Annotated in this window: 12 protein-coding genes; 8 read left to right on the plus strand and 4 right to left on the minus strand. The window is 54.8% G+C overall.

Annotated features, from left to right (window positions below):
* Positions 1-28 precede the first annotated feature (28 nt).
* Positions 29-2,203 carry a catalase/peroxidase HPI gene (gene katG, locus ACR6JA_RS07345; protein ID WP_494493227.1) on the plus strand — a complete coding sequence of 725 codons (2,175 nt, stop codon included), beginning with the start codon at positions 29-31 and terminating at the stop codon, positions 2,201-2,203.
* A 74-nt stretch (positions 2,204-2,277) separates the two neighbouring features.
* Here the strand turns inward: katG and ACR6JA_RS07350 are convergent, their stop codons facing one another.
* A complete protein-coding gene (locus tag ACR6JA_RS07350) occupies positions 2,278-3,396 on the minus strand; it encodes an S-(hydroxymethyl)glutathione dehydrogenase/class III alcohol dehydrogenase (protein WP_008459158.1) in 1,119 nt (372 codons plus the stop codon).
* A gap of 28 nt (positions 3,397-3,424) precedes the next feature.
* Positions 3,425-3,700 carry a metal/formaldehyde-sensitive transcriptional repressor gene (locus tag ACR6JA_RS07355; protein ID WP_045782454.1) on the minus strand — a complete coding sequence of 92 codons (276 nt, stop codon included), beginning with the start codon at positions 3,698-3,700 and terminating at the stop codon, positions 3,425-3,427.
* A gap of 381 nt (positions 3,701-4,081) precedes the next feature.
* Here ACR6JA_RS07355 and ACR6JA_RS07360 point away from each other — a divergent pair, with 381 nt between their 5' ends.
* From ACR6JA_RS07360 to ACR6JA_RS07370, 3 genes are all read left to right on the plus strand, one after another.
* Entirely contained in the window at positions 4,082-4,468 is a 387-nt protein-coding gene (locus ACR6JA_RS07360; protein ID WP_494493228.1) for a hypothetical protein, read from the plus strand.
* Positions 4,469-4,660: 192 nt separating this feature from the next.
* Positions 4,661-5,530: a hypothetical protein gene (locus tag ACR6JA_RS07365; protein ID WP_494493229.1), complete on the plus strand. Its 870-nt coding sequence runs from the start codon at positions 4,661-4,663 to the stop codon at positions 5,528-5,530.
* A 142-nt stretch (positions 5,531-5,672) separates the two neighbouring features.
* The gene (locus ACR6JA_RS07370) at positions 5,673-9,683 is read left to right on the plus strand and encodes an NACHT domain-containing protein (protein ID WP_494493230.1); all 4,011 of its coding nucleotides are present in this window, start codon (positions 5,673-5,675) and stop codon (positions 9,681-9,683) included.
* A 28-nt stretch (positions 9,684-9,711) separates the two neighbouring features.
* Here the strand turns inward: ACR6JA_RS07370 and ACR6JA_RS07375 are convergent, their stop codons facing one another.
* Both ACR6JA_RS07375 and ACR6JA_RS07380 read right to left on the minus strand, forming a co-directional pair.
* Positions 9,712-10,263 (minus strand): dihydrofolate reductase family protein, encoded by a 552-nt coding sequence (locus ACR6JA_RS07375; protein ID WP_494493231.1) that lies wholly within the window; start codon positions 10,261-10,263, stop codon positions 9,712-9,714.
* A 70-nt stretch (positions 10,264-10,333) separates the two neighbouring features.
* Complete coding sequence (locus tag ACR6JA_RS07380; RefSeq protein WP_494493232.1) at positions 10,334-11,278, minus strand: GlxA family transcriptional regulator; 945 nt, start codon at positions 11,276-11,278, stop codon at positions 10,334-10,336.
* A gap of 117 nt (positions 11,279-11,395) precedes the next feature.
* Here ACR6JA_RS07380 and ACR6JA_RS07385 point away from each other — a divergent pair, with 117 nt between their 5' ends.
* The 4 genes from ACR6JA_RS07385 (at position 11,396) to ACR6JA_RS07400 (ending at position 16,260) form a co-directional block, all read left to right on the plus strand.
* Positions 11,396-12,193, plus strand: coding sequence for an SDR family NAD(P)-dependent oxidoreductase (locus tag ACR6JA_RS07385; RefSeq protein ID WP_494493233.1), 798 nt, complete (start codon positions 11,396-11,398; stop codon positions 12,191-12,193).
* A 209-nt stretch (positions 12,194-12,402) separates the two neighbouring features.
* Positions 12,403-13,275 carry a ChaN family lipoprotein gene (locus tag ACR6JA_RS07390; RefSeq protein WP_494493234.1) on the plus strand — a complete coding sequence of 291 codons (873 nt, stop codon included), beginning with the start codon at positions 12,403-12,405 and terminating at the stop codon, positions 13,273-13,275.
* A 6-nt stretch (positions 13,276-13,281) separates the two neighbouring features.
* Complete coding sequence (gene tolA, locus ACR6JA_RS07395) at positions 13,282-14,070, plus strand: cell envelope integrity protein TolA (RefSeq protein ID WP_494493235.1); 789 nt, start codon at positions 13,282-13,284, stop codon at positions 14,068-14,070.
* A gap of 81 nt (positions 14,071-14,151) precedes the next feature.
* Entirely contained in the window at positions 14,152-16,260 is a 2,109-nt protein-coding gene (locus ACR6JA_RS07400; RefSeq protein WP_494493236.1) for a S9 family peptidase, read from the plus strand.
* Positions 16,261-16,307: the final 47 nt, after the last annotated feature.

Genomic DNA, 16,307 nt, shown 5'->3' on the forward strand with positions numbered 1-16,307 from the left:
ACCGGGCATACATATAACGGAGAGCAAAATGAGCAATTCTACTGACTTACACAATGCTTCCTCAGCGAGCGCAGGAAAGTGCCCATTTAACCACGGCCAGAGCACGGACATTGCCGGCGAGGGAACCAGCAACCAGGACTGGTGGCCGCACCAGTTGCGCGTCGACCTGTTGAATCAACACTCCAATCGCTCAAACCCGCTGGATGAAAACTTCAGCTACCGCAAAGAATTTAGCAAACTCGATTATTACGCCCTGAAAGGCGACATCAAAGCGCTGTTAACGGATTCTCAATCCTGGTGGCCTGCCGACTGGGGCAGCTATATCGGTCTCTTTATCCGTATGGCGTGGCACAGTGCAGGAACCTATCGCTCCCGCGACGGTCGCGGTGGCTCCGGACGCGGTCAACAGCGTTTTGCGCCTCTTAACTCCTGGCCGGATAACGTCAGCCTCGATAAATCCCGTCGCCTGCTTTGGCCCATTAAACAAAAATATGGTCAGCAAATTTCCTGGGCAGACCTGATTATTCTCGCCGGTAACGTGGCGCTGGAAAATGCGGGCTTCCGCACCTTCGGCTTTGGTGCCGGGCGCGAAGATGTCTGGGAACCAGATCTCGACGTTAACTGGGGGGCTGAGAAAGAGTGGCTTGAACACCGCCACCCGGAATCCCTGGCACAGGCTCCGCTCGGTGCGACCGAAATGGGTCTGATTTACGTCAACCCGGAAGGCCCTGAGCACAGCGGCGACCCGCTTTCCGCAGCGCCTGCTATTCGCGCCACCTTCGGCAACATGGGGATGGACGACGAAGAGATTGTCGCCCTGATTGCCGGGGGCCATACGCTCGGTAAAACCCACGGCTCTGCAGCCGCCACCCACGTTGGCGCAGACCCGGAAGATGCTCCGCTTGAGGCGCAGGGGCTTGGCTGGGCAAACAGCTACAATAGCGGCGTCGGCGCGGATGCCATAACCTCCGGCCTCGAAGTGGTCTGGACGCAAACGCCAACCCAGTGGAGCAACTACTTCTTCGAAAACCTGTTCGGCTACGACTGGGTACAAACCCGCAGCCCGGCAGGCGCCATTCAGTTTGAGGCGACCAACGGCCCGGATATCATTCCCGATCCGTTTGATCCGTCCAAAAAACGCAAACCAACGATGCTGGTAACTGACCTGACGCTGCGCTTCGATCCAGAGTTCGAGAAAATTTCTCGCCGCTTCCTGAACGATCCGCAGGCCTTCAACGAAGCCTTCGCCCGCGCCTGGTATAAACTGACGCACCGCGATATGGGGCCAAAAGCGCGCTACATCGGCCCGGAAGTGCCAAAAGAAGATCTGATTTGGCAGGATCCGTTGCCGAAAGCTACCCACGCGCCGTCCAGCGCCGATATCGACGCGCTGAAAAAAGCGATTGCGGATTCCGGTCTGTCCGTCAGCGAGCTGGTTTCGGTGGCCTGGGCATCTGCCTCAACCTTCCGCGGCGGGGACAAACGCGGCGGTGCCAACGGGGCGCGGCTGGCACTTGCTCCGCAGCGCGGCTGGGAAGTGAACGCCGTGGCGGCCCGTACTTTACCTGTGCTTGAAGCAATTCAAAAGGCATCCGGCAAAGCGTCGCTGGCGGACATCATCGTGCTGGCCGGTGTGGTAGGCATTGAGAAGGCCAGCCACAGCAAAGTACCGTTCACGCCGGGGCGCGTGGACGCCACTCAGGAGCAGACCGACATTGAGTCCTTCGAGCTGCTGAAACCGGCCGCCGACGGCTTCCGAAACTATCGCCGCATTGCGAATGCCACCTCAACCGAAGCGCTGCTGATTGACAAGGCGCAGCAGCTGACGCTGACGGCTCCTGAGCTGACGGTCTTAATCGGCGGTTTGCGCGCGCTGGGCGTTAACTACGATGAAAGCCAGCACGGCGTGCTGACTTCTCGTCCGGGTGAGCTGACGAATGATTTCTTCGTCAATCTGCTGGATATGCGTACCGAGTGGAAAGCCGCTGACGCAGGCTCCGAAGTGTTTGAGGGCCGCGATCGCCTTAGCGGAGAAGTAAAATACACCGGCACCCGCGCCGATCTGGTCTTTGGCTCTAACGCCGTGCTGCGCTCCCTGGCGGAAGTGTATGCCAGCCAGGATGCCAAAGAGAAGTTCGTCAAAGACTTTATCGCCGCATGGACAAAGGTGATGAATCTCGACCGTTTCGACCTGCAGCAGTAAAACGAAAGGGAGGCTTTTGGCCTCCCCGGGTTTAACGCTATATGGGAAGGCATTTCGCCTTCCCTTTTTACTGCTTACTCTTCGCCGAAGTGAATCACGGTGCGAATCGATTTGCCTTCATGCATCAGGTCAAACGCTTCGTTGATCTTGTTCAGCGGCATGCGGTGAGTAATGAACGGATCCAAATTGATTTTGCCCGCCATTGCATCTTCTACCATGCCCGGCAGTTGAGTGCGGCCTTTAACGCCCCCGAACGCTGAGCCGCGCCAGACGCGGCCAGTCACCAGCTGGAATGGGCGGGTTTTAATTTCCTGCCCCGCCCCGGCCACGCCGATAATCACGCTCTCGCCCCAGCCTTTGTGGCAGCATTCCAGCGCGGAACGCATCACGTTCACGTTGCCGATACATTCGAAGCTGTAATCCACGCCGCCGTCGGTCAGCTCAACGATCACATCTTGAATCGGCTTCTCGTGATCTTTCGGGTTAATGCAGTCGGTGGCGCCCATTTCACGCGCGAGGGTAAATTTCTCCGGGTTGGTATCAACGGCAATGATTCGCCCGGCCTTAGCCTGCACCGCGCCCTGAATCACCGCCAGACCGATCCCGCCGAGGCCAAATACCGCCACGGTGTCGCCCTCTTTCACTTTTGCCGTGTTGTGCACCGCGCCGATGCCGGTGGTCACGCCGCAGCCAAGCAGACACACTTTATCCAGCGGCGCCTGAGGATTAACCTTAGCCAGAGAGATCTCCGCCACTACGGTGTATTCGCTGAAAGTGCTGGTACCCATGTAGTGATAAATTGGCTCGCCGTTGTAGGAGAAGCGGGTGGTGCCATCCGGCATCAGGCCTTTGCCCTGCGTGGCGCGAACGGCCTGGCAGAGGTTAGTTTTGCCGGATTTACAGAACTTACACTCGCGGCATTCTGCGGTGTAGAGCGGAATAACGTGGTCGCCCGGCTTCAGGCTGGTCACGCCCTCGCCCACTTCCACCACGATGCCGCCGCCTTCGTGGCCCAGCACCGCCGGGAATACGCCTTCCGGATCGTCGCCGGACAGCGTGAAAGCATCGGTATGGCAAACGCCGGTGTGGGTGATTTTCACCAGCACCTCACCTTTTTGCGGGGGCGCAACGTCGATTTCAACAATTTCTAAAGGTTTACCCGGCCCAAAGGCCACCGCAGCACGTGATTTCATTATTTTGTTCCTTTTGGTGAGGGTGTTTTTATTTTAGATAAGAGCGCAGCAAATTCCCGACTTCCGCCATCCGCAGCGCGCGCTGCTCTTCGGAAGTGTCGCCGGTAACCAGCTCGTCTTTAAGGTGAATTTCCATCATTTCGCCCATCAGGCCGTTGGCTGCCCCACGCACGGCCGCGATCTGCTGCAGAATGGCGAGGCACGGCTCGCCGTTTTCCAGCGCGCGCTCAAGCGCCTCGGCCTGGCCGCGAATTCGCCTGACGCGGGTCAAAATGCGTTTTTTGTCTTCTGGAGAGTGTGGCATAACCGCCCCTTAGGTACTGTAGGGGGGTATAGTACATTGATTTTTTGGTTATTGATAATTTTTATATTTTATATAATTATCAATTAGTTGAAATGTTCATTTAACAAGTATAGGAAATCTACCATCGTGGAGTGGCTCCAGAGTTCAAGTGCCAGCCATGCTTCTCACGCCCTTTTCTTGCTTCAGGGCTTTCAGCCATCACCGCCTTTATCTGAGATGCAACTGGTTTTGTTCATCGGATTCGATACGGTTCGCTGACGCCGGGTCAACGATTTTTCTACCGCACGCCAGACGAAGTAATGGCAAAATACATTTTCAGCCAATCCAGCCTGACGGCCGGGTTTTATCGAGAAGAGTAAAGAGACTAATTAGTGAGGCACTATGAAGCCTGATGTAACGTACACCTTCCACCATTTTGGCATTCCCTTGCAGGATGGTTTACCTGAAGGCACCCACAGTGAAAAAGCCGGGATGTACACCGCCAATAATCCAGGTAAATTCCGGGTCCAGTGGCACAGGTTTACCGATGACTCTCCTCTGCATCCACTGCTAAAAACTGTGCCGCACGTGGCGTTCAAAGTTGATAATCTGTCAAAAGCCATCGACGGAGAAGAGGTTATTCTGGGGCCGTATGAACCCATTGATGACTTTTTTATGGCCGTCATTAACGATAATGGCGTCCCGATTGAGCTTATTGAAACCACTCTGACGGATGAAGAGAGCTGGGGGAGAGCAAGATCCGGCCGGGGCAGCTTGTACCGAAAATAATAGCTCATCCATAGCCTGCCACCTTCCTTTGCGATTTAACGCCACCGTTCACAAGGATGGCGTATGCACGCCCTGTCCCGATAAAAACCGTGCAGCGTGTCCGTGCTGGAAATAAATAACGTACTGGTCTATGTTGGGAGCATTCTCTGACCGCTTTCATCTAACTTTATGGGCAGAAAAGGAAATGCATTAATGTTCCACCTGATTGTTGAACAGATCCTGAAATATCTTCCTCATGTATTCTCATTCTTTTCTCTGATGCTAGCCATACTCGCTATCAAGCTAAGCGGAAGAAGTGCCCGCCTGGCGAGCTATAATATGCGGGGGAATAATCATGTATTATTGATAAAAACAACCTGGCTAAAACGCTATCTTTACGGGCCTCATTTTCGGGTTAAAATTTATAACTCCGCCAGTTCAAAAACACTCGACTTCGATCATGCCCTCAGCATAACTTCGCTGATCGGCGGTATTCGCAGATCGCAGATTTTTGATGCACTTGAAGAACGTTCACCTGTAGGGATAAATAAAACCATCTACTCTACGCCACGTAGTATGCGCCAGCATAGTTTTCCCAGGAAATATGCAAATCAGGGAGGATTCTCATTTAACAGTACGCCTTTTTACTACTATTTTTCCGCGTCAGCATCCGGAGAAGTAGACGGTAAACCGTTAAGAAAACTCAACCGATATCATCATTATATTGAGATAACCGATTTCTGCGGCAATACAGAAATTTGGTATTTTTCATTCTCGCTCCATCTTTCAAATCTTGAACAGGATCGAGCAAAATCAACGCGCTGGAAATCCTGCCCCGGTGAAGATGCCACCTATAAATATTATCGATTTGCCGATTTGACGATTGTTTCGCCAGCCGATTTACCGAAAAATTTAAAAAGGGCAATGACACCCCAGCAAACGCTGCCTGATATTCGGGGAAGTGAAGAAGAATGGCATCCCTCTTCCCGGTTAATGACGGAAGGATTCGAAGATATGGATGATCATCTACAACTCTACGAAATGCGTGAATACTATCGCTTTCGCAAAGACCTGATGTTGTAGTCCAGTTTCCAGCCATATACCAACCGAATACGATCGGCGACCACCGCCTACTACGGGCTTCATTGTTTATCGCCGACGAGAGATAATATAAGATAATTTAACAGCTTAGCATTCTACCCGCCCAGCATGTCATGAAAGGGAAATGAAAAATACCATGGTTGATCGTCTGGTACGTCAGATAGATACGCACGGCACTTCGGAACAAGAGCCCAAACAGCGTCTTTTCTCTGTATTTGACAATGAACGGCATCTTGTTTTGCTGGGCACACCAGGTGCAGGGAAGACACACCTGTTTCGTTTTTTCGCGACAGCAGACAGCCGACTTTACCTCACAGCAAGGCAGTTTCTCGTTTATCCAGACAGTAAATTTCATGGCATTACTCACCTGTTTATTGATGCTCTGGACGAGCAGCGCAGTGGCAGAGACGCCGACAGTGTCATTGACAGGATTGCCGGGAAGCTTGTACAGCTCAACATTCTCTACGTGCGCCTTGCATGCCGGGCTGCAGACTGGTTGGGTGATAACGACCTGTCAACGCTTAACCTGGTAACCGGCACAGATGAGGAGTTCATTATCCTCGTCCTGGAGCCGCTTTCCCCTGCCGAACAGGCCACATTGCTTCGAACTCTTGGTGCTTTACAGCCCGAACAGTTTATTGAACAGGCCGTTTCGCGAGGACTGGAGTCAATGCTGGATAATCCGCAGACGCTAACAATGTTATGGAATCAGGTGAACGCCAAAGCCGGAGAATGGCCGGCCACACGTCGGGCATTGTTTGCGAATGCGGTAAATCTGCTACTGTCTGAACATGACATTGCCCACAGGCGTCTGGCCAAACACGACGCCACAGCGGAGCAACAGAAAGAAGCCGCTGGGGCAGCCTGTGCCCTTCGGCTTATCAGTGACATTCGAGGCATTGCGCTGCAGGAAGACAGGACGAGTGAAGACTGCCCTGGGTACGATGAGATTTCTCTGGTTCCCAGGACTCATCTTCTAAATGCGCTGGGTTCCCGCCTCTTTACGACCGACGAAATCGCGGATTACCTGCACAGAACGCTTGCAGAATTTGTTGCAGCAGAGTGGCTGGCTGATCGGGTTCGCCAGGGGCTTCCATCAGGCAGGATCATTGCCTTGATAACCCAGAATGGTATACCCACTACCGAGCTTCGTGGTCTTCATGCCTGGCTTGCGGTCCACCTGCCAGAACAGGCCAGCGTGTTGATTGATGCCGATCCGTTCGGCGTCATGACGTATGGAGATCCGGCGTCGTTAAGCCCAGGCGCACGCTGCCATCTGATTAATGCCTTATCCCGGCTTGCTCAGCGTGATCCATGGTTCCGTTCAGGACATTGGGAAACGCCGGTATCCGGCCTGGGCCAGACGGATTTGATACCCCAATTCTCAGACATTCTGCTCACTCAGCACGAATCCCATAGCCTGCGGGGCATTGTGTTTGATGCGATCAAAGAAGGCCATCTCGCTGAGAGCATGGCGGACGTGCTCTGCGATGTAGCCAAAAACTCAGCCATCTTATTGAATGAGCGGCGAACTGCGGTTGATCTACTGCTTCATACTAGTGAAAACGGGCTGCATAGGGTCCGGAGCATGCTGAGTTGTCTGTCAGATACCCGGGAAGACATCTCGCTCAGGGGATATATCATTCGCGAACTGAACGGCCGGGGGGTGAAGCCTGAAGCAGTGATGTCCCTCCTCAGCGCGATATTCCACGAGGAAGATCATTTGCCAATAGGGGCTTTCTGGCGTCTGGATGAAGCCATCCCTGATAGCGATGTTATAACTATTCTGGACGATTTTACCCTTCCGGATGCCGTGGCAGATGACGGCTCTCGATACCTGAACCTCTCAGGTGTGACCCGCATTCTCAGTAATCTCGCGCGTCGCGCAATCATTAACCCTGTGACGCCTGCCGCGGAAAAGATTCTACGCTGGCTAGATAAGATCACCCAGCTAAGCCAGGAATATTATCCCGAATGTAACAGGGTATTAGGTGAGACGTTGGCCAGCAACCGTCCCTTACTGGCCCGTTTAATCACGCAGCATCTTGCCGTTCACGCAGGCAGCCATGAACCCTGGCGTGCAATTCACGACCTGAACCGATTGTTAGCCCGGACCACGGACTGGTCTCTGCTCCTCGAATGTGCCATGACGGACATGCGAACAGCCACTGACTCCACTCGTCCATTTTATTTTGAGATAGCATTGTATTCAGCCTTACAGGCAGGTACCAGCGTAGTAGCATCATTCGGTGAACTGGTAGAAATGCAGGACAATACGGCATTTCGTACCATCATAGAACGATTATCGATAAGTGAAATTCAGGATGAACGCCTTGATATGATGCGCCGACTAGCTCATCAGAACACCTTGCGGCAGGCGGAAAGACGCAACAATCAACAGTATTTTGATACACACCGTTCCGCCATTGAAGCAGGTACCGACAGAGAAGGGCTTGGCATGATAGGGCTATTCTTTTACGCCATTGGCAGAGGCCTTGATGCTGAAGCCACCCCACGGGATCGCCTGATCGATGAACTGGGCGCGGAAAGAGCTGAGCTGGCGTTAAAGATAGCCGAGTCGCTGGCCTTCAGCGGTCCGTACCCCTCCGTTGAGGAAATCTTCGACTGTGATGCACGGTACGAAGAAAGAGGTGACTGGTACACATTCATGGCGGGACTCAGTGAGGGCCACAGTAAGGGATTTCTTCTGGCGGAAACTGACAAGAATCGCCTCCGCGCCGCCCTGATAGTCGATCGCTTGTGTTCCACTTTTATTACCGAGGGCAAAAAGAGCAGCGTAAGACAGCATAGCTGGCAACGTGAACTTCTTGAGAATAACCCCACCTTCGTGGCCGAAACCTATGCCCTACTCATCCGCCACCATATCGAGCTGGGCAGAGAGCATGTAGCAGGACTTGCAGAACTTGTCGGCTACCCAGAACTCGCCGGTATCCGTGCCCATTATGTCATGTTATTACTTCGTGACTTCATCACCTGTACAGGGCGCACGCTGAAAAGCCTCACGGCATGTGCCTTTGTTGATGCGCCTGAGCAGTTTGCCGAAATCATACCAACAGGTCTTAAATCCGCGATCGCGACAGGCCGCGCCAGCGACTGGATGCTCTGGACCGTATTCGGACTACTTTCTGATGTTCCAGGATGTGAAGAAGCCATTACCCAGGCAGGGGCCGACACTGTCACACCCTTTATCTGGGCGATTCGGAATGCAGTTAACCTGCGAGAGGAACGGTTACATGCTGATGCGCAGCCTATAAGCATTAAACTTGAGACCTTTGCAATCAGGTTGGTGGGTTCAAGGCAGGCTCTAACCTACCACCCACATGATGGATGGAGCGGTGACTGTAATCCCTGGGATGCCAGCGATTTTGTGATTGCACGGATAAAAAAACTCTCTGCCACCCCCACACAGGCGGCCACTGATGCGCTCATTGAGCTCATCACAGATGACGCACTGAAAAGCTACCGGAAACATCTCCAGCATGCGCTGACAACTCAGCGTGTGCGGTACGCCGATGCCCATTTCAGACGCCCCTCATGGCAGGAGGTACAGCAGTCGCTCTCAGGCGGTATACCCGCGAATATTGCCGATCTCCAGGCTCTTGTGATGGATCTCATTAGCACTATCGGGCAACAGATCGCCGGCGCGAATACCGATCCACACAAACAATTCTGGAATGTAGACAGCTACGGACGAATTGATAATCCCAAACCGGAGGAAATTTGCCGGGATGCGTTTGTCGAGATGCTTCGGGGCCGGTTACGCCCCCTGGGACTTCATGTTGAACCAGAGGGGCATATGTCCTCTGACAAACGCGCTGATATTTGTATTATGGGCCCGCGTATGAAGTTGGTTATCGAACTGAAACGACACTATCATGCCGAGCTCTGGACCGCTGTCGAGCAGCAACTCGGCCGCTTCTATACCCGGGATCCGGACGCACAAGGTTTTGGTATCTACGGTATTTTCTGGTTCGGGTTAAAAAAAGCCCCAGCCGTTCCCACACCGAATGAAGGTCCAGTGCCTCAAACAGCTGAAGCACTGAAAAAGAGACTAAAAGCAAAGATTACAGAGAAAAAAATCGATGTTTTTGTCTTCGATGTTTCCGGTGAATAATACTAGCAGTGAAAAATAATCCCGGCCCTTAAATGGGCTGGGATGTCATATTCACATCAGCAATAAACTCAATAGCCCCGCTCTTAAGCAGGCGCTGGTTCACCGTAGAGAAACTTAGCGGCTTGCTCACCGGCAGCAGCGGGATCCCGGCCCCGATAACGACCGGGATCTGGGTGACAAACAGGCGCTGCAGCTCTCCGGCTTCGGCGAACCAGGCGGCAGTTTTACCTCCGCCAACCAGCCAGACATCTTTGCCTTTGGCGGCTTCGCGGGCCTGCGCCGCAATGTCGACAACTTCGCCCTGTACCCGCGTGATATTTTGCCCCTCGGGAACGGAGAGCGAACGATGCGTGACGATAAATGCCGGGACGTCGGCATAGGGCCAGGCCTCTGGTGAGTTTGCAAGGATCCAGCTGTAGGTTTCCGCCCCCATGATCACCGCCCCGACGCTCTGATAGAACTCATCGTATGGCGTGGCGTCATCCCCCAGCGGGAAGTTCATTAGCCAGTCCAGCTGATGCTGCTGGTCGGCAATGTAACCATCCAGTGTCGCGGCGACGTAATAGACTAAATTGGCCATACTTTCCCTCTCTGTCAGACAATTATCCATCTGATAATACAGAGATAAAAACATGTCGCCACTGCCAATTTTAGGCTTGCGGTTCTTCATCTCCTCGCGCCTGGCGGCGTATTACCTGTGGCGGCTGACCATAGGCGCGCAGAAACGCCCGGCGCATTCTGTCCCGCTCGCCGAACCCGGTCTGGCGGGCCACTTCGTCGATGGAGCGGGCGCTGGTTTCAAGCAGCATACGGGCGGACTCCAGGCGCAGATGCTCTATGGCGCGGGCGGGCGACTGGCCGGTTTCAGCCTGGAAACTGCGGCTAAACTGTCGGGGCGATAAATTTGCTACTGCCGCTAACTCTTCCACGTTCAAGGCGTTTTCCAGGTGTGCGCGGGCGTAAGTCATCACTTTTTGAATACGATCAGATTTAGGCTCCAGTTCAAGAAGGGAGGAAAATTGAGACTGCCCACCGGCGCGCCGATGATAGAGCACCAGTTTCCTGGCGATGGTGCGGGCGATATCTGCCCCCAGATCGTCCTCAATCAGCGCCAGCGCAAGGTCAATGGCCGCCGTCATCCCCGCAGAGGTCCAGTAAGGCCCGTCGCAAATAAAAATCTTATCTTCTTCCACGCTGATGCCCGGAAAACGCTGCTGCAGATCTCGCGCATACATCCAGTGCGTGGTGGCCCGCCGGCCCTCCAGCAACCCGGCTTCGGCCAATAAAAAGGTCCCGAGGCAGGCGGCGGCCACGCGGCGCGCATAGACCGCCGCCTGGCGAACAAAATCAATCGTCGCGGGGGAAGCCTGTTCCATCGTGGCGCCGAACAGCAGGAGATCGTACTGCGTATCCGCCATTGACTCAGTCATCACCTCAAACCCTGCAGACGTAGGCACCCCGCCGCCCTGCTCAGACAGCAAATGCAGCTCATACACCGGCTCGCTCGCCATCAGGTTAGCCACTTCAAATGCCGTAATGACGGCGAATCCCATGGTGGAATACCCGGGCGTAACAACAAAACCGACCTTTTGCATGTGACAGACCGCCGTGATTGATGGTGTCATAAAAAGACGGTTATATGACATTTGAGACACAAAAAGCCAGTGTTAATGTTGCTTTCGTCAATTAACCCCCTTTTCAGGAGCTACACAATGAGCAACACATCTACAGGCACAGCCCTCGTCACCGGTGCATCCGGCGGGATCGGCGCTGTCTACGCGGCCCGTCTGGCCAAACGCGGTTATGATCTGATTCTGGTGGCCCGCAACACGGACCGTCTGAACCAGGTCGCCCGGCGTATTCGTGAAGAAAGCGGGCAATCGGTGGAGGTCGTTCCCGCCGATCTGGGTAACGCGACAGAGCTGCTGCAGATAGAAACGCGGCTAAAAAACGACGAGTCTATTACGCTGCTGGTGAATAACGCGGGCTTCGGCTCAAAAGAAAGCGTGCTGGAAGCCAGCGTGGATGAAATGACCGCGATGATAGACCTCAATGTGACTGCGTTAACTCGCCTGACCTATGCGGCGGCCCCGGCAATGGCTGCCCGCCGGCACGGCACCATTATTAACATTGCTTCGGTCGTCGCTATTGCCCCTGAATTGCTGAACGGCGTGTATGGCGCCAGCAAAGCGTTCGTGCTGGCATTCAGCCACTCTTTACAGCAGGAGCTGGCGGAGTCCGGCGTGCGTATTCAGGCCGTGCTGCCTGGCGCCACGGCCACCGATTTCTGGAATATTGCCGGCGTGGGCGGCCACGAAAATCTGCCGCAAAGCTGGGTGATGAGCACGGAAGATATGGTGGATGCCGCGCTCGTCGGCCTTGATGCCGGTGAAAAGGTGACCATTCCTTCGTTGCAGGATGGCCGCGAATGGGATAACTGGGAGGCTGAACGCCGGGTGATTAGCTCGCATCTGAGCGCTTCTCAGCCAGCGCCGCGTTACACTCGCTAAGCAATCACGCTATTTTGCTCTACAGATGCCGCCATCAGGCGGCATTTTTGCTGTTATCAACGCTAACTGTCGCTCAAATCACCTTCCTGTAAGAATATTTAAATGATAATGAGTATCATTTGAATATTTTATTTGTTAACATCCTGCCCGCGGTAAATTGATCGACATCAAGACTAACAGCCAGTGAAGGCTACCTCCGGGCAAAAGATATGCATAAAAAATTGATCCTTACGTCTTTGATAGCGTTAGCCAGCCTGGGCCTCAGCGCCTGCAGCCAAACCTCTCCCCCGCCTCAAGCGGCAAGCCATGTCGCCGTCACGCATGGGCAAATCATTGATTTGCATAGTGGCGAAACGCTGACAGAACGACAGCTGCTGACCAAACTCGCCAGCGCTCAGCGGCTTATCGTCGGCGAAAAGCACGATAACGCCGAACATCACCAGATTGAGCTTTGGCTGCTGCAGAATCTGCAAAAAGAGCGCCCTCAGGGCAGCGTCCTGCTGGAGATGCTAACCGCCAGCCAACAGCCGCGCGTCACCCAGGTGAAGGCCTGGCTCAAAGAGGAGCCGCAGGTGCGGGACAGCCGCATTCAGGAACTGCTTCACTGGCAGAAAGGATGGCCGTGGGAGATGTATGGCGGCGTCGTGACCGAAGCCCTGCGCGCGCCCTCACCTTTACTCAACGCCAATATCAACCGCGATGAGATAATGCGTCTTTATAAAGACCCGCGCTTCCCGGAAGGGAAAAAATCAACCGCGCCCGCCGTACAGGCCGCGCTGAAAGAAACGATTATTGCCATGCACGGGGGCAACATCGAAGGCCAACAGCTGACGTCAATGCTGGCGATTCAGCAACAGCGCGATCGCTATATGGCCCAACAATTGCTGAGCGCCCCAACGCCCGCTTTACTGATTGCGGGCGGATATCATGCGTCCAGGAGCATCGGCGTGCCGCTGCATATGGAGGACTTGTCTCCCGCCTCGAAGCCGGTAGTGCTGATGCTGGCGGAAAAAGGCATGAATATCACGGCAGTTCAGGCTGATTATGTGTGGTTTGTTGCGCCTGCTCCGGCAAAACGGTAACCGTCGATGACAGACACGTTGACTCCTTCTCTGGCGGGCAGAAGCGGCACAGGTTTTACGCTGTCTCTGCTTCTCCACGGAGGCCTTTTTTTAGCGCTAATCTGGCAGGTGTCTGACACGCCCTCTGCCCTGGAGCCTGCACCCGCAGTGATGCTGCAATGGGCCGACGATATCGAAGCCCCGCCGGCACCAGTCCCGCTTCCGGTGGGCATTGCCCAGCAGGAGTCAGTGGCAGCAGAAGAAAAGCAGCAGGCTGAAGACAAGCAACAGCAGCCTTTGCCGATAGCCAAAGATGCGGTGATTGAAATCACTCGTCGGAAAAAAGCTGCCGAAGGTGAAAAGAAAAAACCTCGCCCACCGCGCAACGTCAGGGAGCAAACCAGCGACAGCAGCCAGGCGACCATCTCGACCAATGCCGCTCCTCAGCCCAGCGTGATGTCCTCGCGTATTGCCGCGCCTTACCACAGTGATGCCGAGAAGCAAAACAGCCAGCAGGATGCCTGGGAGAGCCGGGTCAAAGGCCATCTCAACCGCTTCAAACGCTACCCCGGCGACGCCCGCCAGCGAGCCAGAACGGGCATCGCGGTAGTGACGTTTACCGTGGATGCTGCGGGCAATGTTGTTGCCAGTTCTCTAACCGGTTCATCGGGAACGCGCTCGCTTGATCGGGAAGCCGTGGCCGTTTTAGACCGCGCCCAGCCGCTGCCGAAACCGCCCGTCGAGCGCTTAAAGGGAGGCGTGTATAACGTCACGATGCCAATCAATTTCGACCTGACGGAACTTAGCCGAAGCTAGCGCTAAGCCCCACAACCTGAACGTTAACTTTATGCTGAATATTCGGCAGGGTGCCCCATCGCCCGACATTAAGGACGCCTCATGGAAAAACTATGGAAAGCCACGCCGCTGCTCCTCGTCTGTTCGCTGTCTGCCCGTTGGGCAATCGCCGACGCGCCGCAGCCCCCGGCTACGCCCAAAATTCCCCACCAGCTTATTGAGCATGGCGATGTTCGCGTGGATAACTATTTTTGGCTCAGGGATGACGGCCGCAGCGACGCGAAAGTGCTGCGTCATCTTGAGGAGGAAAATAACTACACCCGGGAGGTACTGAAGCCGTCCGCCGCGTTAACGGACACGCTGTATCGGGAAATGGTGGCGCGAATGAGCCAGGAAAACCGCTCGGTGCCCTTCCAGCGAAACGGTTATCGCTATCAGGATGTTTATCTGGCCGGGCAAGAATACGCCGTCAGCCAGCGGCAGCTCGTCGGGGGCGAAGGTGACTGGCAAACGCTGGTGGACGGCAACCTGCGTGCCAAAGGCCAGGCCTATTACCAGCTAAATGGCCTGGTCGTCAGTCAGGACAATCAGATGATGGCGATTGCCGAGGACACGACGGGCCGCCGCCAGTATCGCCTCTCGCTGCGCGATTTGAACAGCGGAAAATGGCTCCCGGATGCGATCGAAAACACCTCCGGGAATATGGTCTGGTCTAATGACGGACGCTACCTGTTTTATATCCGCAATAATCCGCAAACCCTGGTGCCCTCGCAGGTCTGGCGGCATCGTCCCGGCACGCCTGTTGCCGAGGACGTGCTGGTCTATCAAGAGGCTGACGGCGGCTATTACCTTGGGCTTTCCCGTTCGGCTTCGGACCGCTATTTAATCATCACGCTCAGTGCCAGCACCTCATCAGAAGCCCGCCTGATCGATGCGGATAAACCCGAAACACCCCCGGTACTTTTCGTCACCCGCAGGCCGGGGATTGAATATTATCTCGACCATTTTGAGGGGGAGTTCTACCTGCGTGCAAACCAGGAAAGCGCCAATTTTGGGCTGTATAAAAGCCACGCGCCCGGCGACAAATGGCAGGCGGTGGTTGCGCCCCAACCCAATAAAATGGTGGAAGGATTCACCCTGTTTAAAGACTGGCTGGTGGTGGCTGAACGCCGGGACGGGCTGAGCCAGATACGTAAGATTAACTGGCTGAACCACAGTGAGCAGACGCTACAGTTTGATGACGCCAGCTATATGGCCTGGCTCGGCTATAACCCGGAGCCACAGGCCGGCAAGCTGCGCTATGGCTACTCTTCGATGACCACGCCCACCAGCACTTATGAATGGGATCTGGCCAGCGGCGAACGCACCCTGCTAAAACGCCAGGAGGTCAATGACACCTCGCCGGAGAATTACCACAGCGAGCGGATCTGGATCGCCGCCCGCGACGGCGTGAAGGTTCCCGTCTCGCTAGTGTATAACAAAAAAATGTTTAAACCGGCCCACAGCCCGCTGCTGGTTTACGGCTATGGTGCCTACGGAATGAGCATGGATCCGGCCTTCAGCGCCAACCGGCTCAGCCTGCTGGACCGTGGCTTTGTGTTCGCTATCGTGCACGTTCGCGGCGGGGGTGAACTGGGGCAGCAGTGGTATCAACAGGGGAAGCTGGAAAACAAACCCAACAGCTTTAATGATTTTCTCGATGCGACCCACGGCCTTGTTGATCTGGGCTTCGGGCAGGCTGGCAGACTTTACGCCATGGGCGGAAGCGCTGGCGGCTTGCTGATGGGCAACGTGATTAACCAGCAGCCCACGCTCTTCAATGCCGTGGTCGCGCAGGTGCCGTTTGTGGACGTGGTGACAACCATGCTGGACGAATCCCTGCCGCTCACGGTGGGAGAATATGACGAATGGGGCAACCCACACCGCAAAACGGACTATCTGCGGCTCAAATCCTGGAGTCCTTACGACAACGTTAAGCCTTCGCACTACCCAAATCTGTTGGTGACCAGCGGCCTCAACGACTCGCAGGTGCAATACTGGGAACCAGCAAAGTGGGTCGCGAAGCTGCGTGAAAACCAACGAGGGCCAGGCAAAATCCTTCTGCTGACCGAAATGCAGGCCGGGCACGGCGGTAAATCAGGCCGAATAAAACGCCTGGAAAATACCGCCCTTGAGTACAGTTTTATTCTGGAGGCAGATAAACAGCGCTAACCTGGAAGCCTTCCCTTAATGGGAAGGCAGCTATCGGGCGACATAAT

The organism is Cedecea sp. B1(4), assembly GCF_059414925.1.

Bases quoted from the DNA above. Each gene is read 5' to 3' on its own strand.
- ACR6JA_RS07390 (WP_494493234.1), top strand. From the start codon at position 12,403: ATGCATAAAAAATTGATCCTTACGTCTTTGATAGCGTTAGCCAGCCTG.
- ACR6JA_RS07385 (WP_494493233.1), top strand. From the start codon at position 11,396: ATGAGCAACACATCTACAGGCACAGCCCTCGTCACCGGTGCATCCGGC.
- ACR6JA_RS07375 (WP_494493231.1), bottom strand. From the start codon at position 10,263: ATGGCCAATTTAGTCTATTACGTCGCCGCGACACTGGATGGTTACATT.
- ACR6JA_RS07355 (WP_045782454.1), bottom strand. From the start codon at position 3,700: ATGCCACACTCTCCAGAAGACAAAAAACGCATTTTGACCCGCGTCAGG.
- ACR6JA_RS07370 (WP_494493230.1), top strand. From the start codon at position 5,673: ATGAAAAATACCATGGTTGATCGTCTGGTACGTCAGATAGATACGCAC.
- ACR6JA_RS07350 (WP_008459158.1), bottom strand. From the start codon at position 3,396: ATGAAATCACGTGCTGCGGTGGCCTTTGGGCCGGGTAAACCTTTAGAA.
- ACR6JA_RS07380 (WP_494493232.1), bottom strand. From the start codon at position 11,278: ATGCAAAAGGTCGGTTTTGTTGTTACGCCCGGGTATTCCACCATGGGA.
- ACR6JA_RS07360 (WP_494493228.1), top strand. From the start codon at position 4,082: ATGAAGCCTGATGTAACGTACACCTTCCACCATTTTGGCATTCCCTTG.
- ACR6JA_RS07400 (WP_494493236.1), top strand. From the start codon at position 14,152: ATGGAAAAACTATGGAAAGCCACGCCGCTGCTCCTCGTCTGTTCGCTG.
- katG (WP_494493227.1), top strand. From the start codon at position 29: ATGAGCAATTCTACTGACTTACACAATGCTTCCTCAGCGAGCGCAGGA.
- tolA (WP_494493235.1), top strand. From the start codon at position 13,282: ATGACAGACACGTTGACTCCTTCTCTGGCGGGCAGAAGCGGCACAGGT.
- ACR6JA_RS07365 (WP_494493229.1), top strand. From the start codon at position 4,661: ATGTTCCACCTGATTGTTGAACAGATCCTGAAATATCTTCCTCATGTA.